Genomic DNA, 24,596 nt, shown 5'->3' with positions numbered 1-24,596 from the left:
TCTCGCCGGGGAGGGGGTCGATCGTGCTCCGACAGCAGGACGTGGGACACCGGATCGTGGTCCGCCGGATTGTGGGGATTCGGGGAGGCCGGCCGCTGTTCTCCGACGCGCTCGGCGAGCTGGTGGAGCTGAGCGAGACGCACATCACGCTCGCCACCGACGCCGGTCCGCTGCGCGTACCGGTCGGCGAGGTGCACCGGGCCAAGCGGGTGCCGCCGGCCCGCCGGCCCACCGCCGCCGCCGTGGTCGACCTGGAGGTGGCCGCCGACGAGGCCTGGCCCGCCCCGGTACGCGGACGGCTCGGCGACTGGCGCCTGCGCTCGGCCGCCGGCTGGACCGGCCGGGCGAACAGCGCGCTGCCGATCGGCGACCCGGACCGCCCGCTGCCCGCCGCGCTGGACGCCGTGCAGCGCTGGTACGCCGACCGGGGCCAACCGGCGCTGGTGAACACCCCGCTGCCGCTGGCCGCCCCGGTCGGCGCGGAACTGGACGCGCGCGGCTGGACGTCCCGCCCGCCGGTGCTGGTCCAGACCGTCCCGCTGGCCACCCTGACCGCACCGGACGCCGACGCCGCGCCGGAGCGGCGGGTGACGCTGGCCGACGCGCCCGCCGACGACTGGCTGGCGGTCGCCGCCGACCGCAAGGGCGGACTGCCGGCGGAGGCGCGGCACGTGCTCACCGCCGTGGCGCGGGTCCGCTTCGCCGAGCTGCGGGTCGACGGGCGGCTGCTCGCGGTGGGCCGGGGCACCGTCACCGGCGAGGGCCGCTGGTTCGGCGTCAGCCTGCTGGAGGTGCTGCCGGAGGCCCGCCGGCAGGGGTTCGCCGCGGCGGTCGTGCGCGCCCTGGCCGGGTGGGCCGCGGCGGAGGGAGCGTCCCGCGCGTTTCTCCAGGTGGAGCAGCGCAACGTGGGCGCGGTGGCGCTCTACCGTCGGCTCGGCTTCACCACCCACCACACCTACCTGACCCGGGTCGCCCCCTGAGGTCAGCGGCGGACGATCTTGCGGGGCCGGGACGCCTTCATCTCGGCGTACCGCTTGAGCTGGCGGGACCGGTGGTCCCGGCCGAGCGCGGTGAGGATCAGGTAGCCCACCAGCACGCCGGCCAGGGTGGCCGCGAGGTAGAGCCAGATCTGGGCGAAGAAGAGACCCGCGCCCCCGCCGAACGGGTTCTCCCCGACCAGCAGCGGGCCGACGAACACGGTCAGCGCCAGCGCCACGACCACGCCGACGGCCAGGTCACCCGCCCAGTGCCCGAGCGGCCGGTCGGCGCCCCAGCGGAACGAGGTGACGGCCAGGACCAGCCCGATCACCAGGAACATCGCCAGGGAGACCCGGCCGGAGGCGGTGTCGTCGTCCGGGAACGCGAACCGGATGACCAGCCGGGCCGCCACGTTCACCGCGAACAACGCGGCCGCCAGCACGCCGACCGCACGCCACCTCTGAGCCATCGCACGCCTCCCGCCGTACCACCCGCCCCCGCGGCGGGCCTCTGGCAGGAATGTCTACCACCGCCACCTGTGCGGCGTCAGCACCTCACCGGGAGACCGGCGGCGGCACCACGATCTGCCGGAAGCCGAGCACCGCGAAGGTGACCGCACCGGCGACGATCAGCGCCAGGCCGAGCACGTTGTCACCGGCCAGCGCCAGGTCCCCCTCGGTGGTGCGGAAGCCGCCCACGACGATCACCAGGAACCAGGGCAACGCGGCCAGCGCCACCGCCCACCGGGTGCCGGTCGACCGGTGCGCGAACGAGCCCAGCAGCACCGTCGACGCGACCACGGCCGCGATCCCGGCGAGCACCAGACCGATCCCGACCAGCGCCTGGGCGCCGCCGGAGCGGCCCTGCACCGTCTCCCACGCCCAAGTCGCGAAGATCAGGTCGAGCAGCGCGGCCAGGACACCGGCCCAGACCGTCACCACGCCACCGGCCACGCGTACCACGCGGTCGAGCGCCCGCTCGGCGCGCGACGGCGACGCGGGTGGCTGCGGCTCGGGAAGGATCGACACGGGTGCGGCGGGCAGCGTCACCGGAGACCGGCCGCCGCGACCGGGGTGCGGTCCGGCCCGTCCAGGCCCAACCCGGCGAAGAGGTCGTCCTCCCAGCCGTACGGGCCGACGCCCGGGCCCCTGCCGCCGACCGCGAGCGTGAAGTATTCGACCCCCATGAACTCGGCGCCGAAGTTGCCGGCGATCGAGTAGAGCCACGAGTTGGCCGGGATCTGGGTGGCGTGGGCGCGCATCGCCGCCTCCTTCGCGGCGTGCTGCTCGGTGGCGTCGATCCGCGCCGCGATCTGCGCGTCCGGCGTGCCGAAGGGCAGCTCGTCGACGTCGTCGATGCCGGCGAAGGGATTGTCCGACGACTCGGTGAACGCCTCCAGGCCGGCGTCCAGCACGCTGCGCGGCATGGCCGTCCAGTAGACCTTGGCCGGGGCGATCCCCTCGGCGGCGGCCAGCTCCACGCCCCGCATCGCCACCCGGTGCGCCTGGATGTGGTCGGGGTGCCCGTAGAAGCCGTTCGGGTCGTACGTGATCACGACCTGCGGGCGGACCTCGCGGATGACCTCCAGCAGGTGCCCGGCGGCCTCGTCGAGGTCGGCGCGCCAGAACGCCCGCGGGTGGTCGTTGGTGGCCAGCCCCATCATCCCGGAGTCGCGGTAGCGGCCGGCGCCGCCGAGGAACCGGTGGTCGGTGACGCCGAGCGCGGCGCACGCCGCGGCCAGCTCGCCGATGCGGTAGCCGCCGAGCTGGTCCGCCTCGGCGGCGCAGAGCTGGGCCAGCTCGGGCACGTGGATCTCGCCCTCCTCGCCCAGCGTGCAGGTCACCAGCGTGACGTGGGCGCCGGCCGCGGCGTAGTGCGCCATCGTCGCGCCGGTGCCGATCGACTCGTCGTCGGGATGCGCGTGGACCAGCAGGAGGCGTCGGTCGGGCAGGGTCGTCACGCCCGTCACTCTAACCGGCGGTCCTGCCCGCTCGGCGCTCATGCGTCCGCCCAGGTCGGCCACATCACGCCCGGCACCCGCCTACGATCTGCAGGCGTGGACTTTCCCGAGCTGGCCGCCCGTACCCGTCGGTTCAGCCACGGGGCGCCGCGCGCCGTCTCCGTCGCGGGGGACGGCTCCCGGGTGCTCTTCCTGCGGTCCGCGGGACCGGAGGACCCGGCCGACGCGCTCTGGCTGCTCGACGTCGACAGCGGTGAGGAACGCCTGGTCGCGGACCCGGCGGTGCTGCTGGGCACGGACGCCGAGCCGACCCGGCTCGCTCCCGGAGAGCGGGCGCTGCGCGAGCGGCTGCGACTCAGCTCCGGCGGCATCGGCTCGTACGCGCTGGACGCGACCGGCCGGGTGGCCGCGTTCGCGCTGGCCGGGCGGCTGTTCCGGGCCGACCTGGTGCACGGTGACGTGGTCGAGGTCGCCGCCGTGGGGCCGGTGATCGACCCGCGACCCGACCCGGCCGGCGAACGGCTGGCCTACGTCACCGACGCGGCCGAGGGCGTCCGCCGGGGCCAGCTGCGGGTCGTCGAGCCGGACGGTACGGACAACCTGCTCGCCGGTGAGGACAGCGGGGTGACCTGGGGGCTGGCCGAGCACATCGCGGCCGAGGAGTTCCACCGTTACCGGGGCTACTGGTGGGCCCCGGACGGGCGCAGCGTGCTGGCCGCGCGGGTCGACGAGTCCCGCCTGGAGCGCTGGTACCTGCACGACCCGGCCGAGCCGGCGAGCCCGCCGACGTCGCTGGCGTACCCGGTCGCCGGCGGCCCGAACGCGGAGGTCAGCCTGCACCTGCTCGACCTCGACGGCGGCTGGGTCGACGTGCACTGGGACCGCGAGACCTACCCCTATCTCAGCTCGGTGGACTGGGCGGACGGCGGGCCGTTGATCACCGTGCTGCGCCGCTCGCAGCAGCACGGCCTGGTGCTCGCGGTGGACCCGCGCACCGGGGAGACGCAGGTGCACGCGGAGCTGGCCGACCCGCGCTGGGTGGAGCCGATCCCCGGCACCCCGGCGCACCTGCCGGACGGGCGGGTGCTGGTCGGCGGCGAGCTGGCCCACGACGGGTACGACGCCCGCTGCCTCTTCGCCGACGGGACGCTGCTCACCCCACCCTCGCTGTACGTGCGGCGGGTGGTGGGGCGGTTGCCGGCCGGCGCCAACCAGGCGGCCGACCTGCTGGTGGAGGCGAGCGAGGGCGAGCCGAGCCAACGCCACCTCTACCGGGTGCGGACCACCATCGGCGGTGGGATGGACGCCCGCCGGATGGGCAGCGACCCGGGCTGGCACACCGCCGCGATCGGCGGGGCCACGCTGGTCGTGGGCATCGCCTCGCTGGAGCACCCGGGCGTGCGGTGGCGGGTGTGGCACGGCGACCGCGAGGTGGGCGAGCTGCGCTCACTGGCCGCCACCTGCTCGTACGCGCCGCGGCCGACGATGGTCCGGGTGACCGACCGGCGGCTGCCCAGCGCGGTGCTCTACCCGGTCGAGCACGTCAAGGGCACCCGGTTGCCGGTGCTGCTGGACATCTACGGCGGCCCCGGCCACCAGGAGGTGATCGCGGCCCGCGGCGCCTGGCTGGAACGGCAGTGGTGGGCCGAGCAGGGCTTCGCGGTGGTGACCATCGACAACCGGGGCACCCCGGGCATCGCGCCGTCGTTCGAGAAGGCGATCCACCGCCGGGTCGCCGACGTGATCCTGAGCGACCAGGTGGACGCGCTCACCGCGCTCGCCGGCAAGCACCCCGACCTGGACCTGGAGCGGGTGGCGGTGCGCGGCTGGTCGTTCGGCGGCTGGCTGGCCGGGCTGGCGGTGCTGCGCCACCCCGAACTGTTCAAGTGCGCGATCGTCGGGGCGCCGGTCACCGACTGGGCGCTGTACGACACCGCCTACAGCGAGCGCTACCTCGGCATGCCGGACGACGGGATGGACGTCTACGCGCACCACTCGCTGGTCGAGCTGGCCGCCGAGCCGCTCGGCGACCCGGCGCAGGCCCGGCCGATGCTGCTGGTGCACGGGCTGGTGGACGACAACGTGCTGGCCGCGCACACGCTGCGGCTCTCCGCCGCGCTGCTGGCCACCGGCCGCCCGCACGCGGTGCTGCCGCTCACCGGCGCGAGCCACCTGGCCGCCGGCGGGGTGTCCGAGCGCCTGCTCCGCCTGGAACTGGACTTCCTCCGCCGCTACCTGGCGTAAGGAAGGGCCCCTTGTTAACGCCTGCGGTAGAGGAAGGGCCCCTTCTTAACGTCGCGCGTTAAGAAGGGGCCCTTCCTTCAACCACAGGTACGGCTACTGCTTGACGAAGGCGTTGACGAAGTTCGGGTAGCCGAACACGGAGGAGATGAAGACCCCGCCGGCCTTGGAGCCGTGCACGTTGTAGGCCACGTTCACGTAGAGCGGCACCACCGGCGCGTGCTCCTTCATGATCCGCTCGTCCAGCTTGCCCCACTCCGGGCCCTGGTCGGCCGGGGGCAGCGCCAGGATCCGGTCCATCTCGGCGTTGATCGCGTCGTCGTTGAAGTACGACTGGTTGCTGTTGCCCTCGGCCTTGATGGTGCGGCCGTCGTAGAGCACCGGCAGGATCGAGGCACCGCTCGGCCAGTCCGCGGCCCAGTTACCGATGTACAGGTCCCACGGGTTGTCCTTCTTCTTGACCTCGTCCAGCTTCGCGTCGTCCGGGATGTTCCGGACGGTGATCTTGAAGCCGGCGCGCTCCAGGTTGCCCTTGAGCTGGACCGCCTCCTGCTGCTCGGTCGTGTTGTCCGCAACGCCGAGGACCAGCTCCACGGTCTGGCCGCCGAGCAGCTCCTTCGCCTTCTCCGGGTTGCCGTTGGCACCCGCCGGGTAGGCGTCGTACGCCTTGTAACCGATGGTCGACGGCGGCATCAGGGTGGTGATCGGCTGGGCCACGGTCTGGCCGCCGAGCGCCTTGACCAGGCCCTCGCGGTCGATCGCGTAGTTGAGCGCCTGGCGGACCTTCAGGTCCTTGACCCGCTGGGTGTTGATCACGAGCTGGTTGGCGCTCGGGGTCGGGGACAGCAGGGTGCGGGCCTTCAGGGCCGGGTCACCGGCCACCTTGGCGACCAGCGAGGCCGGCACGGCGTTGAAGGCGATCGCGCTCTGGTCGGCGCCGTTGTCGGCGATCACCCGGTTGTTGGCGGCGTCCGCGGTCGGGCCGAAGCTCCACACGAACTGGTCCGGGTACTGGTGGCGCACCGGGTCGGTCTTCGCGTCCCAGTTCGGGTTGCGGTCCAGCGTGAGCTGGACGCCCACCTGGTTCTTGGCGATCTTGTACGGGCCGGACGAGAACGGCTTCTGGTCCAGGTTGACCCCGGTGTCCTTCTCCGGCTTCAGCGGCGCCGTGGTGGGCAGCGAAACCGCGAACGGCAGGTCGCAGCGGGGCTTGGCGAACTCGAAGCGCAGCGTCTTGTCGTCCGGCGTGGTCAGGCCGGGCGGCAGCGACGTCTTGTTCTTCTTGAAGTCCCACTTGGTGTCGTACTGCGGGGTGTCGGCCAGCCACTCCTGGATGTAGGTGGGGCCGCCGGTGAGGTCCGGGTCGAAGGACCGGGCGATGCCGTACGCGATCTCCTTCGAGGTGATCGGGCTGCCGTCCTCGAACTTCACCCCGTCCTTGATCGTGAATTCCCAGACCTTGCAGTCGTTGTTGACGTTCTTGCCCGGGGTCTCGGCCAGGTCGCCCACCAGGACCAGGCCGCCCTTGCCGTCGTCCTTCCACGTGGTCAGGTAGCGGCTGAAGAGCGGGTTGGCCATCAGACCGGCGAACGAGTACGTCCGCTGCGGGTCCAGGTGGGAGATGGGGGTCTCCCGGATGATGGTGAACGTGCCGCCCTTGGCCGCGCCCTCCACCTCGGCCGCCGGCCCCTGCGAGTCCTTGGGGTCGGTCGCGATGACCCCGGTCTGCTGCCGGTTGCCGTCCACCTTGGTGCCCTCGCCCGTGTTCTCCGAGCAGGCGCCCAGCCCCACAACCAGTGCGATGGCGCCGCCGACGGCGGCCGCTGCGCGTGGTCGCATGTCCTACCTCCTCCACCCGTACGCCGGGCGCATCCGCCGACGTCCCGAGGATCGTAAAGAAGAAAAACTACGAGTTGTGTAACAGTTTTCGATAAATTTCGTCGGACCGGCTGGTCAGCCGAGCCGGACCCGGGGGTCGATCACCGCGTAGAGCAGGTCCACCACCACGTTGGCGAGCACCACGAAGACCGCCGCGATCAGCACGGTCGCCATGATGGTCGGCAGGTCACCGGAGCGGACCGCGTCCACCGCGGTCCGACCCATCCCGTTCAGGCCGAATGTCGTCTCGGTGATCACGGTGCCGCCGAGCGCCCCGCCCACGTCCAGGCCGGCGATGGTCACCACCGGCGTGATCGCGGCCCGCAGCGCATGTCGGCCGTACACCTTGCGTTTGGCCAGGCCCTTGGCGCGGGCGGTGCGGACGAAGTCCTCCGACAGCGTCTCCAACATCTGTGCCCGGGACAGCCGGGCATAGATGGCGGAGAAGAGGAAGGCCAGCGCCAACCAGGCCAGCACCAGCCCGCTGCTCCATTTCAGGGGGTCGTCGAAGAACGAGGTGTAGCTGGGCACCGGAAGCAGGCGCAGGTTGTAGACGAACACGATGAGCAGCACCGCGCCGACGAAGTACAGCTGCAGCGAGGCGCCGGTCAGCGAGAAACCGATCGCCGCCCGGTCCAGCCAGCTCCCCCGGCGCAGCGCGGACAGCATGCCCAGGCCGACCCCGAGCAGCAGCCACAGGATGGCCGCCGGGATGACGATGCTCAGCGTCACCGGCAGCACCCGGGCGATGGTGTCCGAGACCGCCTCGTTGGAGACGTACGACCAGCCGAGGCAGGGCGCGTCGCACTGGCCGCCCTGGGCGCTGCCCAGGTCCCGCCCGGTGACGATGCCCTTCATGTAGCCGGCGTACTGGCTGATCAGCGGGTCGTTCAGGCCCAGCTCCTGGCGGACCCGTTCCAGCCGCTCGGGGTTGCAGTTCTTCGGGCACATGCCGCTGACCGGGTCGCGCGGCAGCGCGAAGAACATCAGGAAGCTCAGCACGCTGACCGCGAAGAGCGTGAGCGCGGCCGAGAGCAGCCGGCGGACGAGGAAACGCGTCATGGGTCGGCCTCCTACCGGGACGACTTCGGGTCGAGCGCGTCGCGCAGCGCGTCGCCGAAGAGGTTGAAGGCGAACACGAGCGCGAAGATCGTGATGCCGGGGAAGAAGACGTACGCCGGGTCGGTCTGCAGGTAGTCGAGACTGCGGTAGATCATCCGGCCGAAGCTCGGCGTCGCGTCGGTGAGGCCGACGCCGATGAACGACAGCGCCGCCTCGCTGGTGATGTACTGCGGCACCGCCAGCGAGAAGGCGACCAGGATCGGTGCCCACACGTTCGGCAGCAGCTGGCGGAACAGCATGTGCCCGAGCCCGGCCCCGCTGGCCCGGGCCGCCTCCACGAACTCGCGCTCGCGCAGCGCGATGATCTGGCCCCGGACCAGGCGGGCGGTGCTGGTCCAGCCGAACAACGCGAAGATCGAGATGAGCACGCCGATCTGGAAGGACGCCGGGACGGCCTCCCGCTGGCCGTAGAAGCGCAGCGCGACGGTCGGCATCAGCGCCAGCGCGATGATCAGGAACGGCATCGCTAGGGTCAGGTCGGTGATCCAGTTGATCACCGAGTCCAGCCAGCCGCCGAGGTAGCCGGCGAGCGTACCCAGCGTCACGCCGATGACGGCGGTCAGCACGGCGGCGGCGAACGCGATGAACAGCGACGTCCGCAGCCCGTGCACCATGCGGATGAAGATGTCCCGACCCAGGCCGGGCTCCAGCCCGAACCAGTGGTCGCCGGTGACGCCGCCGGCGTAACCCAGCGGCATGCCGTAGCCGTCGAGACGGCTCTGGAACTGCTCCTTCGGCCCCACCCCGTACAGCGCCTCGATCAGCGGCACGGCCAGCGCGACCAGGACGAAGAAGACGAGCAGGGAGCCGCTGACCAGGGCGGTGCGGTCCCGCCGGAGCCGCGCCAGCGCGAGTTGGCCGGGTGAGCGGCCGACGAACTCCTTGTCCCGGCGCTCGTCGCCGTCACCGGGCGACTCGATCTCCGCGAGCGCCACGCCCTCGACCGGGGACAGGCTCATTCCGCCACCTCCTTCAGTTTCGGGGCGTCGCCGCCGCCGACCGCCGCGGGCGCGACAGTGCCACCGCCGACCGCCGCCGGTCCGGCAGTGCCAGTGCCGCCGCCGACCGTCGCCGGCTCGGTGGCGTCCACCGGTCCGCTCTCCGGGTAGTGGCAGGCGGTGAGCTGGGTGCCGCCGTCGCGGGTGGTCAGGGCGGGTGTTTCGGTGGCGCAGCGGTCGGTGGCTTTCCAGCAGCGGGTGCGGAAGCGGCAGCCGCTGGGTGGGGCCAGGGGGGTGGGGACGTCGCCGGTGAGGCGGATGCGGCCGGCGGGGCCGAGGGTGGTGACGTCGGGGATGGCCGAGAGCAGGGCGCGGGTGTAGGGGTGTTGGGGGCGGGTGTAGATGGTGTCGCGGTCGCCGATCTCGACGATGGTGCCGAGGTACATGACGGCGACGCGGTGGCAGAAGTGCCGGACCACGGCCAGGTCGTGGGCGATGAACACGAACGCCAGGTCGAGGTCGCGTTGCAGGTCGCGCAGGAGGTTGATGACCTGGGCCTGGATGGACACGTCGAGGGCGCTCACGGGTTCGTCGGCGACGATGAGTTTGGGTTTGAGGGCCAGGGCGCGGGCGATGCCGATGCGTTGGCGTTGTCCGCCGGAGAACTCGTGCGGGTAGCGGTTGTAGTGCTCGGGGTTGAGTCCGACCAGTTCCAGCAGTTCCTGCACGCGTTTCTTGACGCCGCCGGGTGGGGTGATGTTGTTGACCTGCAGGGGCATGGCCACGATCCGCCCGACGGTGTGGCGGGGGTTCAACGACGCGTACGGGTCCTGGAAGATGATCTGCAGGTCCTGGCGCAGCGGCCGCAACGCGCCCCGGCGGGCGTGGGTGATGTCCCGCCCGGCGAAGGTGATGCTGCCGGCGGTGGGTTCCAGCAGTCGCACCAGCATCCGCCCGGTCGTGGTCTTCCCACACCCCGACTCCCCGACCAGACCCAACGTCTCGCCCGGGCGGACGTCGAAGTCCAGACCGTCGACCGCCCGCACCGCCGCCTTACCCCGTAGGCCCTGCCGCACCGGGAAGTGCTTGGTCAGCCCTCGCACCGACAGCAACGGCTCAGCCGCGATCCGGGCGGCGCCGCCCGGTTCGCGGCCCGCCTCCGACGTGCCGGCCACCGGCGTGTGTCCGTTCGGCACAACGTTCATCGGGCCACCCCCACCTGGGCTACCTCGTCGCGGTAGATCCGCTCCCGCGCGGCGACCGGCAGATGACACGCCACCAGATGCCCTGCCACCCCCGCCGAACCCAGCTCCGGTACCTCGGTGCGGGACCGGTCGCCGTTGACGTCGGCATAGCGGCAACGGGGATGGAACGCACAGCCCGGCGGCAGGTTGATCAACGACGGCGGGTTGCCGGGGATCGGCACCAGGTCCGCGTCCGCGTCACCGTGCAACGACGGCACGCTCGACAACAACCCCCACGTGTACGGGTGCTGCGGCCGCCGCAACACCTGCTCCACACTGCCGTGCTCCACCGCCCGACCGCCGTACATGACAAGCACGTCGTCGGCCACCTGACCGACCACACCCAGGTCGTGGGTGATCAGGATGATCGCCGAACGGAACTCCTCCTGAAGATCATTGAGCAGGTCCAGGATCTGCGCCTGCACCGTCACGTCCAACGCCGTCGTCGGCTCGTCGGCGATCACCAGATCCGGGTCGTTGACCAGGGCCATCGCGATCATCGCCCGCTGCCGCATCCCGCCGGAGAACTCGTGCGGATACTGCTCGAACCGCCGCGCCGGCTGCGGAATCCCCACCCGGCCCAGCATGTCCACCGCCCGCGCACGCGCCTCCCGTTTGCCGGCCTTCGGGTGGTGCACCCGGTACGCCTCGGCGATCTGCTTGCCGACCGTGTAGTAGGGGTGCAACGCGGAGAGCGGATCCTGGAAGATCATCGCCATGTCCCGGCCCCGCAGCCGCCGCACCTCCTCCTCCGGCAGACCCACCAACTGACGCCCACCCACCGAGATCTCCCCGGTGATGGACGCCCGCTTGGAGTTGTGCAGACCCAGAATCGCCAACGACGTGACGCTCTTACCGGAACCGGACTCGCCCACGATCCCGAGCGTGCGACCCCGCTCCACGGCGAACGACACCCCGTCCACAGCCCGGACCACACCGTCCTCGGTGTCGAACCGCACCCGCAGGTCCCGAACCTGGAGATAGGGGCCCTCGCCGGAGCGCTGCTCCGGCACCTCCGGGCGGTCCGGCTCCCCGGACGGCACCGCCTCCGACCTGCCCATGACCGCCTCCCCCTCCTGATGAAGAGAACCTACAGGAAACCTCTGGAGGCGAAAATAAGCTACAAAGGCCGGGCTGTCAGCGGTCAGAGCGTAACGACTCGGTTTCCGACCTGAACAGCCCTCACCAGGGACATTCACCGACGCGAGTGGGCATCGTCGTCTCGTCGGCGCACCTGAGGTGCGACCATGGTCCCGGCGACGAAGGGAAGATTCCCGCGACACGAGGTGGAGGTGACCATGACCGCGGCGGTGTTCGGCCACGACGGCCCGTGGACCGAAGAGGAGTACCTCGCCCTCAGTGAGACGCAGCAACGCGTCGAACTCTTCGACGGGAGCCTCCACGTGACCCCAGCGCCCACCCCGCGGCACCAGCGGATCCAGCGGAACCTCGGCAACCTGCTCGAAACCGCGGCGCGGCGCGTGGGCCTGGAGCTGCTGGATACGGTCAACGTCCGGCTCAAGCCGGGCCGGATACCGATTCCCGACCTGGTCGTCACCGAGCCGATCGACTTCGACGAACCGATGATCGAGGCGCGGGACGTCCGGCTCGTCTGCGAGGTCATCTCACCGAGCAACGCGGCGACGGACAAGGTGCTCAAGATGCACTACTACGCCGCCGCCGGCATCGAGTGGTACCTGCTGGTCGAGCAGGAGACCGGCACGTTGCACCTCTACCGCCGCCAGGGCCGGCACTACCGGGAGGTGTCGGTGACCAAGCCCGCCGACGTGCTGGAGCTGACGGACCCCGTCCGGGCGACGATCCGCCCGGAGGATCTCGTCCCCTGACGGATGTCGGTGCGCTCGCCTAGGGTCGGCCCATGAGCGAGCGCCATCGAGCGAATCGTCACCGCGGCGCCGCCGTGCCTCCTGGCGGCGCGGAGCGAAGCGGAGTGCCGTCATGAGCGAGTTCGCCGCGGCCACCGCCGCCGTGCAGGCCGCCCTCGACGCCGGGGCCCGCTATGCCGACGCCCGGGTGATGCACCGCCGCTACGAGTCGATGTCGGCGCGCAACGGTGACGTCGAGGAGCTGACCCAGCACGAGAGCATCGGCCTGGGGGTGCGCGCCCTGGTCGGCTCCGGGTGGGGTTTCCAGGCCGTACCCGAGCTGTCCGACGCCTCGGCCCGCGACGCCGGCCGGCGCGCCGCGGCGATCGCCACCGCGAGCGCGCGGGTCTCCGGCCCGCCGATCGACCTCGTGCCGGTCGGGGCGGCGGTGGCGAGCTGGGCCTCGACCTGCGCGGTCGATCCGCTCGGGGTGCCGCTCTCCGACAAGGGCGACCTGCTGGTCGGCGCCACCGCGACCATGCGGGAGCACGGGGCCGACCTGGCCGAGGGGCTCTACCAGATCTGGGACACCACAAAGTGGTTCGTCTCCAGCGAGGGCCACCGGATCGACCAGCACATCCGGGAGTGCGGCGGGGGCATCTCGGCCACCTCGATCGGCGACGGCGAGACCCAGCGCCGGTCCTATCCGAGCTACCGGGGGCAGTACGGCACCACGGGGTGGGAGCTGGTCACCTCACTCGACCTGGCCGCGCACGCCGCCCGGATCGCCGAGGAGTCCCGCGAGCTGCTCACCGCCCCGGAGTGCCCGGCGGGCGAGACCGACCTGATCCTCGGCGGCGAGCAGCTCGCGTTGCAGATCCACGAGTCGGTCGGGCACGCCATCGAGCTGGACCGCATCCTCGGCTGGGAGGCCGCCTTCGCCGGCACCTCCTGGCTCGACCTGGCCCGCCTCGGCTCGCTGCGCTACGGCTCCGAGCTGATGAACGTGACCATCGACCCGACCATCCCGGGCGCGCTGGGCAGCTTCGGCTTCGACGACGAGGGCTCCCCGGCGGTGTCGCGGGACGCGGTCCGCGAGGGGCGGTGGGTCGGGGTGCTCGCCGGCCGGGACTCGGCCGCCGTCGCCGGTCTGGGCTACGGCGGCAGCGTACGCGCTGACGGCTGGGCCCGGCTGCCGATGGTGCGGATGACGAACGTGGGCCTGGAACCCGGCCCGCACACGCTCGACGAGATCGTCGCGGCCACCGACGACGGGGTGTTGATGGACATCAACCGGTCCTGGTCTATCGACGACAAGCGGCTCAACTTCCAGTTCGGCTGCGAGGTCGGCTGGGAGGTGAAGAAGGGCCGCCGGGGGCGGATGCTGCGCAATCCCACCTACACCGGCATCGGGCCGGTCTTCTGGCGGTCGATGGACATGCTCTCCTCGGAGATCGTCCCGTGGGGCACGCCCAACTGCGGCAAGGGGCAGCCCGGCCAGGTCGGGCACACCGGCCATCCGGCCGCCCCGGCCCGCTTCCGCGGCGTCCGGGTGGGGGTGCGCGCGTGAGCGCCGAACAGGATCTCGCCGCCCGGGTGGTGGAGCTGGTCCGGCGCGTGGCCGGGCCGGGCGCGGAGGCCGAGGTGCTGGTGACCCGCACCGACCTCGCGCTCACCCGCTTCGCCAACTCCTCGATCCACCAGAACGTCGCCGAGACGGGCACCGCGATCCAGCTGCGGCTGCACGCCGACGGGCGGACCGCCGCGGGTGGCGGCAACCGGGTCGACGCCGACGGGCTGGCCGCGCTGGTCGAGCGGACCCGGGCCGCGGCCCGGCTCGCCCCGGCCGACCCGGCCTGGCCCGGGCTCACCGCGCCGACGCCCACGCCGTCCGGCCCGGGCGTCGACGAGGCCACCGCGTACGCCTCACCCGACGAGCGGGCCGCCCGGGTACGCGCCTTCGTGGACGCTGTCGAAGGGCTGGAGGCGGCGGGCTACTGCCGCACGGCGTACCGGTCCGGCGCGTTCGCCAGCTCCGCCGGGCACTCGGCGCAGGGGCGGGCGGCGGAGGCGGCCATGGACGGCATCGCCCGCACCGGGAGCGCCGACGGCGTGGCCCGGCACTGCGCCGACCGCCTCGCCGACCTCGACGGCGCAGCGCTCGGCGCTCGCGCGGCGGCCAAGGCACGGGCCGCGGCCGACCCGGTGGAACTGCCGCCCGGGCGCTACGAGGTGGTGCTCGAACCGGCGGCGGTGGCCGACCTGTTGCAGAACCTCGCCTGGTTCGGCTTCAACGGCAAGCGGTACGCCGAACGGCAGTCCTTCGCCGAGCCGGGCGCCGCCCAGTTCGACCCGGCGGTGACGCTGGTGGACGACCCGCTGCACGCCTCGACGCTGCCGTTCGACCTGGAGGGCACGCCCCGGCGGGCGCTGCCGCTGGTGGAGGCCGGCACCACCCGGGCGGTGGCGTACGACAGGCGCAGCGGCGCGGAGGCGGGCGTCGCGTCCACCGGGCACGGCATGGCCGGCGGGTCGACGTTCGGGCCGATCCCGCACAACCTCCGCCTGCTGGCGGGCGCGCCGGACACGGTCGACGCCGGGGTCGCGGCCGGACCGGTGAGCGCCGGGGTGACGGGGGCGGTGGGCGACCCGGACACCGCGGCCCTGGTGGCCGGCGTGCGGCGCGGACTGCTGGTCAGCGACTTCTGGTACACCCGGGTGCTGGACCCGAAGCAGCTGGTCGTCACCGGGCTGACCCGCAACGGGGTCTGGCTGGTCGAGGACGGCGTGCCGGTGCGGGCGGTGCGGGACCTCCGGTTCACCGAGTCGTACCCACGGGCGTTGGGGCCGGGCCGGGTGCTCGGCCTGGGCCGGTCGCCGCTCCGCCAGCCGGACCGGATGGACGGGTCCTGGTGGGAGGGACCCGCCCTGCGGCTGTCGTCGTGGAACTTCACCGGCGGCGCGTCCGGCTGATCCGGAACACCGACGCGGCCACGCCGTCCGGATATTGATCATGATCCGGGTCTTTCCAACCAGCGGGACACACGGGACACTGCGTTGCGCGGCCGGGCCGTGAAGATCGGCGTAACGTGTGTCACTTAGCCGCGCTGGTTCACCGGCGTGGTCCCGCGCGTGCGCAGGACGTGACAGTGACGTCAGGGAGATGACTCGAATGACATCAACGGCAACGAGACCGCGGGGAGCGCGGGCACGTGCCGCCATCGCGGCGAAGACGTTGCGGACCGACCGCTGGTGGTTCGCGCCATTGATCACCGTCGTCGGGCTGAGCGCGTGGGTCATCTACGCGACCGTCCGGGTCTTCATGCACAAGTGGTACTGGGTGGACCAGTACCACTACCTGACGCCGTTCTACTCCCCCTGCGTGACCGAGCGCTGCGTCGAGGGTTCCTCGCACTTCGGCAGCTTCCTGCCCGGCTGGTGGATCATCCCGGACGCGGCGCTGACCCTGCCGTTCCTGCTGCTGTTCCGGCTCACCTGCTACTACTACCGCAAGGCCTACTACCGGTCGTTCTGGCTGTCACCGCCGGCGTGCGCGGTGCCGGACGGGCACCAGTCCTACAGCGGTGAGACCCGGTTCCCGCTGCTCGGTCAGAACCTGCACCGCTACTTCTTCTACGCCGCCGCGATCATCTCGCTGATCAACACCTGGGACGCGATCTACGCCTTCCACTCCCCCGAGGGCTTCGGCTTCGGCCTGGGCAACGTCATCCTGCTGATCAACGTGGTGATGCTCTGGGCGTACACGATCTCCTGCCACTCCTGCCGGCACATCATCGGCGGCCGGCTCAAGCACTTCTCGAAGCACCCGGTGCGCTACAAGGCGTGGACCGGCGTGTCCTGGTTGAACGTCCGGCACATGCAGCTCGCCTGGATCACCCTGGGCACGCTGGCGCTGACCGACTTCTACGTGATGGCGGTGGCCGCCAAGTGGATCACCGACCTCCGGTTCATCAACTGAGGGCCCCTGAGATGACTGAGACGCGAATCGAACGACACCACTACGACGTCGTCGTGATCGGGGCCGGCGGCGCCGGCCTGCGCGCGGCGATCGAGGCCCGGCTGGCCGGCAAGAAGACCGCGATCATCTCGAAGTCGCTGTTCGGCAAGGCGCACACGGTGATGGCCGAGGGCGGCGCGGCGGCCGCGATGGGCAACGTCAACTCGCGCGACAACTGGCAGGTGCACTTCCGGGACACCATGCGCGGCGGCAAGTTCCTCAACAACTTCCGGATGGCCGAGCTGCACGCCAAGGAGTCGCCGCAGCGGATCTGGGAGCTGGAGACGTACGGCGCGCTCTTCGACCGCACCTCCGACGGCAAGATCTCGCAGCGCAACTTCGGCGGCCACGAGTACCCGCGCCTGGCGCACGTCGGCGACCGGACCGGCCTGGAGCTGATCCGCACGCTCCAGCAGAAGATCGTGTCGCTCCAGCAGGAGGACAAGCGGGAGTTCGGCAGCTACGACGCCCGGATCCGGGTGTTCGCCGAGACCACGGTCACCGAGCTTCTGCTCGACGGCGACCGGGTGGCCGGCGCGTTCGGCTACTACCGCGAGTCCGGTGAGTTCGTCCTCTTCGAGGCGCCGGCCGTGGTGCTGGCGACCGGCGGGGTCGGGCGGTCCTACAAGGTCACCTCGAACTCCTGGGAGTACACCGGGGACGGTCACGCGCTCGCGCTGCGCGCCGGGGCCACGCTGATCAACATGGAGTTCCTCCAGTTCCACCCGACCGGCATGGTCTGGCCTCCCTCGGTGAAGGGCATCCTGGTCACCGAGTCGGTGCGCGGCGACGGCGGCGTGCTGAAGAACTCCGACGGCAAGCGGTTCATGTTCGACTACGTCCCCGACGTCTTCCGCAAGCAGTACGCGGAGACGGAGGAGGAGGCGGACCGCTGGTACACCGACCCGGACAACAACCGGCGTCCGCCGGAGCTGCTCCCCCGCGACGAGGTCGCCCGCGCGATCAACAGCGAGGTCAAGGCCGGTCGGGGTACGCCAGCCGGCGGCGTCTACCTGGACATCGCCTCGCGCAAGTCGGCGGAGGAGATCCGTCGCCGGCTGCCCTCGATGTACCACCAGTTCAAGGAGCTGGCCGACGTCGACATCACCAAGGAGCCGATGGAGGTCGGACCGACCTGTCACTACGTGATGGGCGGCGTCGAGGTGGACCCCGACTCCGGCGCGGCGGCGGGCACCGTACGCGGGCTCTTCGCCGCCGGCGAGGTCTCCGGCGGGATGCACGGTTCCAACCGGCTGGGCGGCAACTCCCTGTCCGACCTGCTGGTCTTCGGCAAGCGGGCGGGCGGCCACGCCGCCACGTACACCGACCAGCTCACCGCGCGCCCGGCGGTGTCGGTGGCGGCGGTGGAGGCCGCGGTGGAGACGGCCCTGGCGCCGTTGCAGCGGGACACCGGCGAGAGTCCGTACCAGCTCCAGCAGGACCTCCAGGTGGTCATGGGCGACCTGGTCGGCATCATCCGGCGGGAGGGCGAGCTGGCCGACGCGCTGGGCCGGCTGTCCGAGCTGCGGGAGCGGGTCGCGAAGGTGAGCGCGGTCGGCGGCCGGCGCTACAACCCGGGCTGGCACCTGGCGCTCGACCTGCGCAACATGCTCGTGGTCTCGGAGTGCACCGCGAAGGCGGCGCTGGAGCGGCAGGAGTCGCGCGGCGGGCACACCCGGGAGGACTACCCGGCGATGGACCCGAAGTGGCGGCGGGTCAACCTGGTCTGCTCGCTCGACGGCGACACGGTCCGGCTGACCCACAAGCCGCTGCCGAAGATGCGGCCGGAGCTGATCGGGCTGTTCGACCGGGCGGAGCTGTCCAAGTACCTGACCGACTCCGAACTCGCCGAGTTCGACGCCCTCACCGAGGAGGCGAACACTGATGGGAAGTAAGCGCCAGTTCCGCATCTGGCGGGGCGACGAGACCGGCGGCGACCTGAAGGACTACTCGGTCGAGGTCAACGAGGGTGAGGTCGTCCTCGACGTGATCCACCGGCTCCAGGCGACCGAGGCGCCGGACCTGGCGTGCCGGTGGAACTGCAAGGCCGGCAAGTGCGGCTCCTGCTCGATGGAGATCAACGGCAAGCCGCGGCTGGGCTGCATGACGCGGATGTCGACGTTCGAGGAGACCGAGACCGTCACGGTCACCCCGCTGCGCACGTTCCCGGTGATCCGGGACCTGGTCACGGACGTCTCGTTCAACTACGAGAAGGCCCGGGAGACGCCGGCGTTCGCGCCGCCGGCCGACGTGGCGCCCGGTGACTACCGGATGCAGCAGGTCGACGTCGAGCGCTCGCAGGAGTTCCGCAAGTGCATCGAGTGCTTCCTGTGCCAGAACGTCTGCCACGTGATCCGCGACCACGACGAGAACAAGCAGGCCTTCTCCGGGCCCCGGTTCTTCATCCGGGCCTCCGAGCTGGACATGCACCCGCTGGACGCGAAGACCGACCGCAAGGAGTACGCGCAGTCCGAGATGGGGCTCGGTTTCTGCAACATCACCAAGTGCTGCACCGAGGTCTGCCCCGAGCACATCAAGATCACCGACAACGGGATCATCCCCATGAAGGAACGCGTCGTCGACCGCAGGTACGATCCCCTTGTGTGGCTCGGTAACAAGATCTTCCGGAGGGGTCAGGTGCCTCAGACCAGCGCGACCAGCGGGCATGTCAGCGGTGCGGTGACCGCCGGCGCGGCACACGGCGGGGTGCACTCCCACGCCGGCGGCTCGCACGACAGCGGCGCCGAGCGCCAGGCCCAGCAGGGTGTCAACTGGCAGCGCGAGGTGCCGCACCCGACCGCCCCGGCCGTCGACTCGAGCGGCAAGCTGCCGCTGACCGAGTTGACCTTCGACCGGGCCGCCGCGCCGTCGCCGTTCGGCGACGACGTGGAGTTCCCGCTGCCGCCGGAGCACCTCAACTTCGCCCACCCGCAGCAGGACGAGCCGAAGCACTGAGCAGCGCGACGATGACGGGGGCCAGCGGCACACGCCGCCGGTCCCCGTCTCGTTTCCGACCCGTTGTCCGGTTCGTGGTCTCAGGCGGACGCGGCGAGCAGCGGGCGCAGCGCGGGCACGATCGGCACGTCGGCCGGCAGCCAGTCGACGCTGTCCAGCTCGGCGGCCGAGAGCCAGCGCAGCTCGGCGTGCTCCAGCGCCTCCGGCTGGTCGCCGTGAAGCAGACGGGCGGCGTAGACGCGCAGGACGGAGCGACCGTGGGCCATCCGCACGTCCCGTCCCACCCGCGCGCCGACCGCGACCCGGACGCCCAGTTCCTCGGCGCACTCCCGGGCCAACGCCTCGGTCTCGGTCTCCCCCGGCTCGACCTTGCCGCCGGGGAACTCCCACCGCCCCGCCACCTCGGGGGGCGCGGAACGCTCGCAGGCGAGGACCCGGCCGGCCACGATGATCGCCGCCCCGACGACCACCCTCGGCTCCCGCCGGTCGGCCTGCCCGTTCCCGGTAACCCGTTCGGTCCGCACGAGCCACCAGCGTGCCAGATCAATCGGCGGTTTGGGTAGCTGAGTCGACCGTCAGGCCAACAGAACACGGAAGTGTGGGCGTGGACACACCATCTGTGCGGCGACAAACTAGAGGGCGTCGACTGGGACACGGGATGGCGACGATTTGGCCACAAGCCGGCAACGACGCCTGGGAGGTGCGGTGATGCGCGTGCTGTTCAGCGGCCGGGCGAAGCACGACTACCTCAGCGACGCGCTCGCCCTGCTGTCCGGATGGACCCGGGAGGGCGAGCAGATCCGCCGCACGCTCGTCCTCGACGACACCCAGCACGCCGCGCTCACCGAGCGGGTGGCAGTGGTGGCCGACGCGTTGCGGCTGCGCCCCGAGATCAGCCGCCGGGCCGACCGCACCCAGATCAAGGTGGGGCACGGCGACGACGAACCACTCACCGAGGGTGAGGTCCTGCTGGCCGCGCGCATCGAGGACGCCGTCCGGGCGGTCACCGAGCGCTGAGCGCTGGCGCGCCTGCCCTACCGTCGAGGACATGTCTGGCCCGACGTACGACCGCAAGGAACAGTTCCAGCAGATCCAGAGCGGGCTGCTGCCCGGTGAGCAGATCATCGCCGTCTACGACGCGATCGGCACCGGCACCGGCTTCATCGGCCTGACCGACCGGCGGGTGATCATCCAGGACCGCTCCTTCGTCGGCAAGCGGTACGCCATCACCAGCATCCCCTACTCGAAGATCACCAGCGTGAGCGTGGTGAGCAACAAGCACTGGGGCGGCTCGTTCTTCTCCACCGGCGCGATCGCCGTGCACGTCGGCACGCACACCTACGAGGTCGAGTTCCGTGGCTCGGAGAAGAGCCACCACGTACACAACGTGATCCTGCACCACATCTCCTGATCGGACGGTGACACAATCGCCGCCATGGGGGGACGAGTCGCGCGGTGGCGCGCCTGGTGGGCCACCGACCGGCGGGTCGTACGCCTGATCCGCCGGCTCCTCCTGGTCGGCGCCGCCGGCGCGGTGCTGTCGGCCGCCGTGACCGCCGGCAGCGTGGTCTGGGTCCGCGACGGCGCCGAGGGGCACGTGTTCACCGCCGCCGACGTGCCGGAGGCGCCGGTGGCGCTGGTGCTCGGCGCGAAGGTCGAGCCCGACGGGACGCCGTCGCCGTTCCTGGCCGGCCGGTTGGAGATCGCGCGGCAACTCTTCGCGGCCGGCAAGGTCCGGGTGGTGCTGGTCTCCGGCGACCACATGAACTGGGACTACGACGAGCCGGACGCGATGCGGCGCTGGCTGGTCGAGCGCGGTGTGCCGGCGGACAGGGTGGTGCTGGACCACGCCGGTTTCGACACCTACGACTCGTGCGCCCGGGCCCGACGCGTCTTCGGGGTGCGGCAGGCCACCGTGGTCACCCAGTCGTTCCACCTGCCCCGCGCGGTGACGCTCTGCCGGCGCCTCGGCATCGACACCAACGGCGTCGGCGACGACACCGCCCGCCGGTACGCCGACCAGTGGCGGATCAGCACGACCCGGGAGTACGGCGCCGCCGTGAAGGCCGCGGCGGACGTGCTCTCCGGCCGCGACCCGGTGCACCTGGGTCGCCGGGAGACCGCTGTCGACGACGCCCTGCGGGCCGGCTGAGGCGCGGTAATCCGGTTGTCGCGGGTGGCGGAGGGCTGGTCTGCTGCCGTGATGTCCGTCTTCGACGATCCCGGCCTGTTCGGCCGGCTCTGGGCCGCCACCTACGACGGCCCGGGCAATCCCGACCCCGCTCCCGCTGTCGACTTCCTCGCCCCGCTGGCCGACGGCGGCCCGGTGCTCGAACTGGCCGTCGGCACCGGCCGGGTGGCGCTGCCGCTGGCCGCCCGCGGCCTCACCGTGGAGGGCGTCGAGGCGTCCCCGGAGATGGTGGCGCAGCTGCGCGCCAAGCCGGGCGGCGAGCACATGCCGGTCACCATCGGCGACATGGCGGACGTCCCGGTGGCCGGGCCGTACCGTCTGGTCTTCCTGGTGTTCAACACGCTGTTCAACCTGGTCGACGCCGAGCGCCAGGCGGCCTGCTTCCGCAACGTCGCCCGGGTGCTGACCCCCGGCGGGGCGTTCGTGGTCGAGACCTACGTGCCCGACCCGGCCGACTTCGACCGGGACGAGCAGGTCCAGGTCCGGGAGGTGACCGAGGACTCGGCCACCATCCGACTGCACCGGTACGACCGGGCGGCGCAGACGTTCGTGCGGCAGACCGTCACGTTCGACGCCGACGGTGTGCACCTCAGGCCGTTCGCCATGCGCTACGCCTGGCCGGAGCAGATCGACGAGATGGCGGAACGCGCCGGGCTGCGCCTCGCCGAGCGGTACGCGGACTGGGACCGGACCCCGTTCGACGCCGACAGCCGGGCGCACATCTCGGTCTACCGGAACCGGTAGCGGCCACGCCGAGGGCCGGGACCGTTCCTCCCGGCCCTCGGTCGTGCCGGTTACGCTGGCGCGGCCGGGCCTCGGCCGCCACAGGGTCAGGAGGGGTCGATGACCGTCACCGTCGCCGCGATGGACGACACGCACGCCGACGCCGTGCTGGAGATCTACCGCCTCGGCATCGCCGAGGGGGACGCCACGTTCGAGACCGAGCCGCCCGACTGGTCCCGGTTCACCGCCACCCGGCTGCCCGGGCACCGGTGGGTGGCGCTCGACCCGGCCGGGCAGGTGCTCGGCTGGGTGGCCTGCTCGGCGGTCTCGGACCGCTGCGTCTACGCCGGCGTGGTCGAGCACTCCGTCTACGTGCACCCCGGGGCGCGGGGGCGGGGCGTCGGCCGGGCCCTGCTGGACGCGTTGGCGGCCTCCACCGAGGCGGCCGGCATCTGGACCATCCAGTCCGGTGTGTTCCCGGAGAACACCGCGAGCCTCGCCCTGCACGAGCGCTGCGGGTTCCGGGTGGTCGGCACCCGGCAGCGGATCGGCCGGCACCACGGCGTGTGGCGGGACGTCACGCTGATCGAACGGCGCAGCCCGCGGATCGACTGACCGGGGCGTCAGGCGACGCGGAACTCGGTGCCCTCCGGGTAGTACGCGGGGCAACGTCGACAATCAGGAGCCGCATCGATCTCACATGCCGGCCAACGTCAGCACGTGGTGGAATCCGCGAAGCTGGGCCGGCGAACTCGTCATCGGTAGCACCAGGGCCGGTATGCCGGCGGCCACGGAACCACCGTCGCCGCTGGGATGGTCGCCGACCATCAGCGTCCGATCCGGCTGTGCCCCCAGGGCGTCGAGTGCGGTGCGCCAGATCTGCACGTCGGGCTTGATGAAGCCGACCTCGTAGGAAAGCACGTATGCGTCGATGTAGCGGTCCAGTCCGTGCCGGGCAAAGCATTCGCGAATGTCCCAGCCGGTGTTGCTCACCACGCCAAGACGAATACCGCGGGCGCTGAGGGCAGCGAGAGTGGAGGACGTGTCCGCGTACGGCTCGAGTGCTTCGGCGTGCGTTTCGTGCAGGGCTCGCGCGAACGGCAGGTCCACCCCACGGATCTGCTGCAGGACGGCCAGAATCGCCCGGTCCCACACCTGCGGGTCCAGGTCGCGGGCAACATGAGCGGGGTCCGCAGCCGTTGCCCGCAACATCTCGGCGAAATCCGCGGTGATGCGCTGAGCGTCACCGGCGGCCACCTCCCGGCCGATCAGTGCCGCGGCGCTGCCGACCCAGCGGTCCGGGTCTCTGGCGAACAGGGTCCACGCGAAGTCGAACAGGACGGTCGTCACGGGTTTCGAAGCCACCGGACCAAGCTAGATCAGCGGGACGACTCCCGTGGGACCATGATGCTCCTGACCGCACCCGACCGCTACCGCACCTCGTCGCCGTGGCGACTCCGCCCCTCGACCCGGTCCTGGACGATGCGCGTGCTCTGGTCGGGAGCCAGCTCCGAGAACACCCGCAGGTGCGTCTGGTCCACCCACGTCACCTGGGTGCCGTCCCCGAAACCGTCGTAGCTGTCGACGCTCTTGCGGGTCAGGTTGTTCATCCGTCGGCCGTCGAGGTCGCAAGCGAACATGTCGGTCGCCAGCCCGTTCGGCTGCGGCGACTCGAACGCCACCCGGGCGCGTTCCGGGTCCGGACCCGACAGGAGCGGACGACCGGTCGCCGGTGACAGCCAGACGTCCTCGGGGTAGCGGATTCCGGCACGGACGACGAGAAGGTAGGGCGTGCGTGACACCGGCCGGCCACCGACGCACTCGACCGCGACGACCAGCCCCGGTGTACCAGTCGATCGCGCCACCTCGACGTGCCCGCTGTGCAGGGCCACTCCGTCGACGTAGGGCAGTATGCCGCCGCGGTCGAGCAGGCCGACCGCGGCGAAGCGTCGCTGCGGGGGCCGCCCGGACACAGCTTGCAGGTAGGCGAGGTCGGTGATGATGTGCAGGACGACGGTGGCTGCCGCGCGACACGTGCCGCGCACCACGAACCGGTGTGGCAGCGGCGTGGCGCGGGCGAGGTCCGTCCCGGTCAGGGCGGTGTGCAGGTCGAGCCGGCCAGCGTTCGCCGCCCCCGCGGCGGCCAGCGACCAGTCGGCCGGTAGGACGCACAGGTCCCGGCCCGGGACCAGCACCCGTTTCTGCGGGCCCTCGCCGTATTCGACCGCGCTGATCCGGACGTTGGACGCGACAGGAATCGCGTCCAGTTCGAGAGCGGGACGCAGGTGACGTCGCCGCACCCGCGGGCTGACCTGTCCCAGTTCCGCCGGATCGACGGCGGGCCGGAACTCCAGCACCAGGTAACCGACGACGCACAGGACGGTCAGCGTCCACGCGATCCACAGGTTCCCGGCCAGGAAGGCGGGCACCTGGGACGTCGAGTAGTTCACGACGATGCTGGTCACCGTGAGGACGAGGGCGGCCAGCAGAGATCGACGTACCCCGCGCTCGGTCCGCATGCG

At 71.7% G+C, this 24,596-nt stretch carries 24 protein-coding genes; 13 read left to right on the top strand and 11 right to left on the bottom strand.

Annotation, left to right across the window (positions count from 1 at the left end; all coding sequences use genetic code 11):
- Positions 1-23: 23 nt before the first annotated feature.
- Positions 24-980: a GNAT family N-acetyltransferase gene (locus GA0070622_RS07305; protein ID WP_091570679.1), complete on the top strand. Its 957-nt coding sequence runs from the start codon at positions 24-26 to the stop codon at positions 978-980.
- A 2-nt stretch (positions 981-982) separates the two neighbouring features.
- Here the strand turns inward: GA0070622_RS07305 and GA0070622_RS07300 are convergent, their stop codons facing one another.
- The 3 genes from GA0070622_RS07300 to mshB form a co-directional block, all read right to left on the bottom strand.
- Positions 983-1,447 (bottom strand): hypothetical protein, encoded by a 465-nt coding sequence (locus tag GA0070622_RS07300; protein WP_091570676.1) that lies wholly within the window; start codon positions 1,445-1,447, stop codon positions 983-985.
- A gap of 85 nt (positions 1,448-1,532) precedes the next feature.
- A complete protein-coding gene (locus tag GA0070622_RS07295; protein WP_245666140.1) occupies positions 1,533-2,006 on the bottom strand; it encodes a hypothetical protein in 474 nt (157 codons plus the stop codon).
- Between the two features lie 17 nt (positions 2,007-2,023).
- Positions 2,024-2,947: an N-acetyl-1-D-myo-inositol-2-amino-2-deoxy-alpha-D-glucopyranoside deacetylase gene (mshB, locus tag GA0070622_RS07290; protein ID WP_091570667.1), complete on the bottom strand. Its 924-nt coding sequence runs from the start codon at positions 2,945-2,947 to the stop codon at positions 2,024-2,026.
- Between the two features lie 87 nt (positions 2,948-3,034).
- On the opposite strand from mshB, the gene GA0070622_RS07285 reads away from it, so the two are divergent.
- The gene (locus GA0070622_RS07285; protein WP_091570663.1) at positions 3,035-5,182 is read left to right on the top strand and encodes a prolyl oligopeptidase family serine peptidase; all 2,148 of its coding nucleotides are present in this window, start codon (positions 3,035-3,037) and stop codon (positions 5,180-5,182) included.
- A gap of 93 nt (positions 5,183-5,275) precedes the next feature.
- On the opposite strand, the gene GA0070622_RS07280 is transcribed toward GA0070622_RS07285, so the two are convergent.
- From GA0070622_RS07280 to GA0070622_RS07260, 5 genes are all read right to left on the bottom strand, one after another.
- Positions 5,276-7,018 carry an ABC transporter substrate-binding protein gene (locus tag GA0070622_RS07280; protein WP_091570659.1) on the bottom strand — a complete coding sequence of 581 codons (1,743 nt, stop codon included), beginning with the start codon at positions 7,016-7,018 and terminating at the stop codon, positions 5,276-5,278.
- Positions 7,019-7,132: 114 nt separating this feature from the next.
- A complete protein-coding gene (locus GA0070622_RS07275; RefSeq protein ID WP_091570654.1) occupies positions 7,133-8,119 on the bottom strand; it encodes an ABC transporter permease in 987 nt (328 codons plus the stop codon).
- 11 nt (positions 8,120-8,130) lie between these two features.
- Positions 8,131-9,138 carry an ABC transporter permease gene (locus GA0070622_RS07270; RefSeq protein ID WP_091570649.1) on the bottom strand — a complete coding sequence of 336 codons (1,008 nt, stop codon included), beginning with the start codon at positions 9,136-9,138 and terminating at the stop codon, positions 8,131-8,133.
- Positions 9,135-10,322 carry an ABC transporter ATP-binding protein gene (locus GA0070622_RS07265; RefSeq protein WP_425412755.1) on the bottom strand — a complete coding sequence of 396 codons (1,188 nt, stop codon included), beginning with the start codon at positions 10,320-10,322 and terminating at the stop codon, positions 9,135-9,137. The genes GA0070622_RS07270 and GA0070622_RS07265 overlap by 4 nt, the downstream gene beginning before the upstream one ends.
- Positions 10,319-11,422, bottom strand: a complete 1,104-nt coding sequence (locus tag GA0070622_RS07260; RefSeq protein ID WP_091570645.1) for an ABC transporter ATP-binding protein — start codon at positions 11,420-11,422, stop codon at positions 10,319-10,321. The genes GA0070622_RS07265 and GA0070622_RS07260 overlap by 4 nt, the downstream gene beginning before the upstream one ends.
- 237 nt (positions 11,423-11,659) lie before the next feature.
- Here GA0070622_RS07260 and GA0070622_RS07255 point away from each other — a divergent pair, with 237 nt between their 5' ends.
- The 6 genes from GA0070622_RS07255 (at position 11,660) to GA0070622_RS07230 (ending at position 19,160) form a co-directional block, all read left to right on the top strand.
- A complete protein-coding gene (locus GA0070622_RS07255) occupies positions 11,660-12,208 on the top strand; it encodes a Uma2 family endonuclease (RefSeq protein WP_091576967.1) in 549 nt (182 codons plus the stop codon).
- A gap of 112 nt (positions 12,209-12,320) precedes the next feature.
- Positions 12,321-13,757, top strand: coding sequence for a TldD/PmbA family protein (locus tag GA0070622_RS07250; protein ID WP_091570641.1), 1,437 nt, complete (start codon positions 12,321-12,323; stop codon positions 13,755-13,757).
- Positions 13,754-15,160 (top strand): TldD/PmbA family protein, encoded by a 1,407-nt coding sequence (locus GA0070622_RS07245; RefSeq protein WP_091570637.1) that lies wholly within the window; start codon positions 13,754-13,756, stop codon positions 15,158-15,160. The genes GA0070622_RS07250 and GA0070622_RS07245 overlap by 4 nt, the downstream gene beginning before the upstream one ends.
- Before the next feature lie 199 nt (positions 15,161-15,359).
- Complete coding sequence (locus GA0070622_RS07240; protein WP_091570634.1) at positions 15,360-16,166, top strand: hypothetical protein; 807 nt, start codon at positions 15,360-15,362, stop codon at positions 16,164-16,166.
- 11 nt (positions 16,167-16,177) lie between these two features.
- Positions 16,178-18,100 (top strand): fumarate reductase/succinate dehydrogenase flavoprotein subunit, encoded by a 1,923-nt coding sequence (locus GA0070622_RS07235; protein ID WP_091570630.1) that lies wholly within the window; start codon positions 16,178-16,180, stop codon positions 18,098-18,100.
- On the top strand, positions 18,090-19,160 hold the full coding sequence (locus GA0070622_RS07230) for a succinate dehydrogenase/fumarate reductase iron-sulfur subunit (RefSeq protein WP_091570626.1): 1,071 nt from the start codon (positions 18,090-18,092) through the stop codon (positions 19,158-19,160). The genes GA0070622_RS07235 and GA0070622_RS07230 overlap by 11 nt, the downstream gene beginning before the upstream one ends.
- An 80-nt stretch (positions 19,161-19,240) precedes the next feature.
- Here the strand turns inward: GA0070622_RS07230 and GA0070622_RS07225 are convergent, their stop codons facing one another.
- Entirely contained in the window at positions 19,241-19,630 is a 390-nt protein-coding gene (locus GA0070622_RS07225; RefSeq protein WP_091576964.1) for a (deoxy)nucleoside triphosphate pyrophosphohydrolase, read from the bottom strand.
- 238 nt (positions 19,631-19,868) lie between these two features.
- Here GA0070622_RS07225 and GA0070622_RS07220 point away from each other — a divergent pair, with 238 nt between their 5' ends.
- The 5 genes from GA0070622_RS07220 (at position 19,869) to GA0070622_RS07200 (ending at position 22,689) form a co-directional block, all read left to right on the top strand.
- Complete coding sequence (locus GA0070622_RS07220) at positions 19,869-20,177, top strand: 4a-hydroxytetrahydrobiopterin dehydratase (protein ID WP_091570621.1); 309 nt, start codon at positions 19,869-19,871, stop codon at positions 20,175-20,177.
- Positions 20,178-20,208: 31 nt separating this feature from the next.
- Positions 20,209-20,571, top strand: coding sequence for a PH domain-containing protein (locus GA0070622_RS07215; protein WP_091570616.1), 363 nt, complete (start codon positions 20,209-20,211; stop codon positions 20,569-20,571).
- Between the two features lie 24 nt (positions 20,572-20,595).
- Positions 20,596-21,312, top strand: coding sequence for a SanA/YdcF family protein (locus tag GA0070622_RS07210; protein WP_091570612.1), 717 nt, complete (start codon positions 20,596-20,598; stop codon positions 21,310-21,312).
- 51 nt (positions 21,313-21,363) lie between these two features.
- On the top strand, positions 21,364-22,095 hold the full coding sequence (locus tag GA0070622_RS07205; RefSeq protein WP_091570608.1) for a class I SAM-dependent methyltransferase: 732 nt from the start codon (positions 21,364-21,366) through the stop codon (positions 22,093-22,095).
- A 99-nt stretch (positions 22,096-22,194) separates the two neighbouring features.
- A complete protein-coding gene (locus GA0070622_RS07200; RefSeq protein WP_091570604.1) occupies positions 22,195-22,689 on the top strand; it encodes a GNAT family N-acetyltransferase in 495 nt (164 codons plus the stop codon).
- Positions 22,690-22,770: 81 nt separating this feature from the next.
- Here GA0070622_RS07200 and GA0070622_RS07195 read toward each other — a convergent pair whose 3' ends face one another.
- On the bottom strand, positions 22,771-23,439 hold the full coding sequence (locus tag GA0070622_RS07195) for an HAD family hydrolase (protein ID WP_245666139.1): 669 nt from the start codon (positions 23,437-23,439) through the stop codon (positions 22,771-22,773).
- A gap of 65 nt (positions 23,440-23,504) precedes the next feature.
- On the bottom strand, positions 23,505-24,593 hold the full coding sequence (locus GA0070622_RS07190) for a hypothetical protein (RefSeq protein WP_091570598.1): 1,089 nt from the start codon (positions 24,591-24,593) through the stop codon (positions 23,505-23,507).
- Between the last annotated feature and the right edge of the window lie 3 nt (positions 24,594-24,596).

The sequence above is a fragment of the Micromonospora sediminicola genome, from assembly GCF_900089585.1.
GTDB classification, from domain to species: Bacteria; Actinomycetota; Actinomycetes; order Mycobacteriales; family Micromonosporaceae; genus Micromonospora; species Micromonospora sediminicola.
The sequence above is the reverse complement of the archived record's forward strand: the minus strand, read 5'-3'. Positions and strand labels throughout refer to the sequence as shown.

What these genes read in the sequence shown, in the direction of transcription:
- GA0070622_RS07190 (WP_091570598.1), bottom strand. Translation starts at nt 24,593, where the DNA reads ATGCGGACCGAGCGCGGGGTACGTCGATCTCTGCTGGCCGCCCTCGTC.
- GA0070622_RS07270 (WP_091570649.1), bottom strand. Translation starts at nt 9,138, where the DNA reads ATGAGCCTGTCCCCGGTCGAGGGCGTGGCGCTCGCGGAGATCGAGTCG.
- GA0070622_RS07240 (WP_091570634.1), top strand. Translation starts at nt 15,360, where the DNA reads ATGACATCAACGGCAACGAGACCGCGGGGAGCGCGGGCACGTGCCGCC.
- GA0070622_RS07280 (WP_091570659.1), bottom strand. Translation starts at nt 7,018, where the DNA reads ATGCGACCACGCGCAGCGGCCGCCGTCGGCGGCGCCATCGCACTGGTT.
- GA0070622_RS07230 (WP_091570626.1), top strand. Translation starts at nt 18,090, where the DNA reads ATGGGAAGTAAGCGCCAGTTCCGCATCTGGCGGGGCGACGAGACCGGC.
- GA0070622_RS07275 (WP_091570654.1), bottom strand. Translation starts at nt 8,119, where the DNA reads ATGACGCGTTTCCTCGTCCGCCGGCTGCTCTCGGCCGCGCTCACGCTC.
- GA0070622_RS07205 (WP_091570608.1), top strand. Translation starts at nt 21,364, where the DNA reads ATGTCCGTCTTCGACGATCCCGGCCTGTTCGGCCGGCTCTGGGCCGCC.
- GA0070622_RS07235 (WP_091570630.1), top strand. Translation starts at nt 16,178, where the DNA reads ATGACTGAGACGCGAATCGAACGACACCACTACGACGTCGTCGTGATC.
- GA0070622_RS07220 (WP_091570621.1), top strand. Translation starts at nt 19,869, where the DNA reads ATGCGCGTGCTGTTCAGCGGCCGGGCGAAGCACGACTACCTCAGCGAC.
- GA0070622_RS07300 (WP_091570676.1), bottom strand. Translation starts at nt 1,447, where the DNA reads ATGGCTCAGAGGTGGCGTGCGGTCGGCGTGCTGGCGGCCGCGTTGTTC.
- GA0070622_RS07260 (WP_091570645.1), bottom strand. Translation starts at nt 11,422, where the DNA reads ATGGGCAGGTCGGAGGCGGTGCCGTCCGGGGAGCCGGACCGCCCGGAG.
- GA0070622_RS07255 (WP_091576967.1), top strand. Translation starts at nt 11,660, where the DNA reads ATGACCGCGGCGGTGTTCGGCCACGACGGCCCGTGGACCGAAGAGGAG.
- GA0070622_RS07215 (WP_091570616.1), top strand. Translation starts at nt 20,209, where the DNA reads ATGTCTGGCCCGACGTACGACCGCAAGGAACAGTTCCAGCAGATCCAG.
- GA0070622_RS07210 (WP_091570612.1), top strand. Translation starts at nt 20,596, where the DNA reads ATGGGGGGACGAGTCGCGCGGTGGCGCGCCTGGTGGGCCACCGACCGG.
- GA0070622_RS07250 (WP_091570641.1), top strand. Translation starts at nt 12,321, where the DNA reads ATGAGCGAGTTCGCCGCGGCCACCGCCGCCGTGCAGGCCGCCCTCGAC.
- GA0070622_RS07200 (WP_091570604.1), top strand. Translation starts at nt 22,195, where the DNA reads ATGACCGTCACCGTCGCCGCGATGGACGACACGCACGCCGACGCCGTG.
- GA0070622_RS07265 (WP_425412755.1), bottom strand. Translation starts at nt 10,322, where the DNA reads ATGAACGTTGTGCCGAACGGACACACGCCGGTGGCCGGCACGTCGGAG.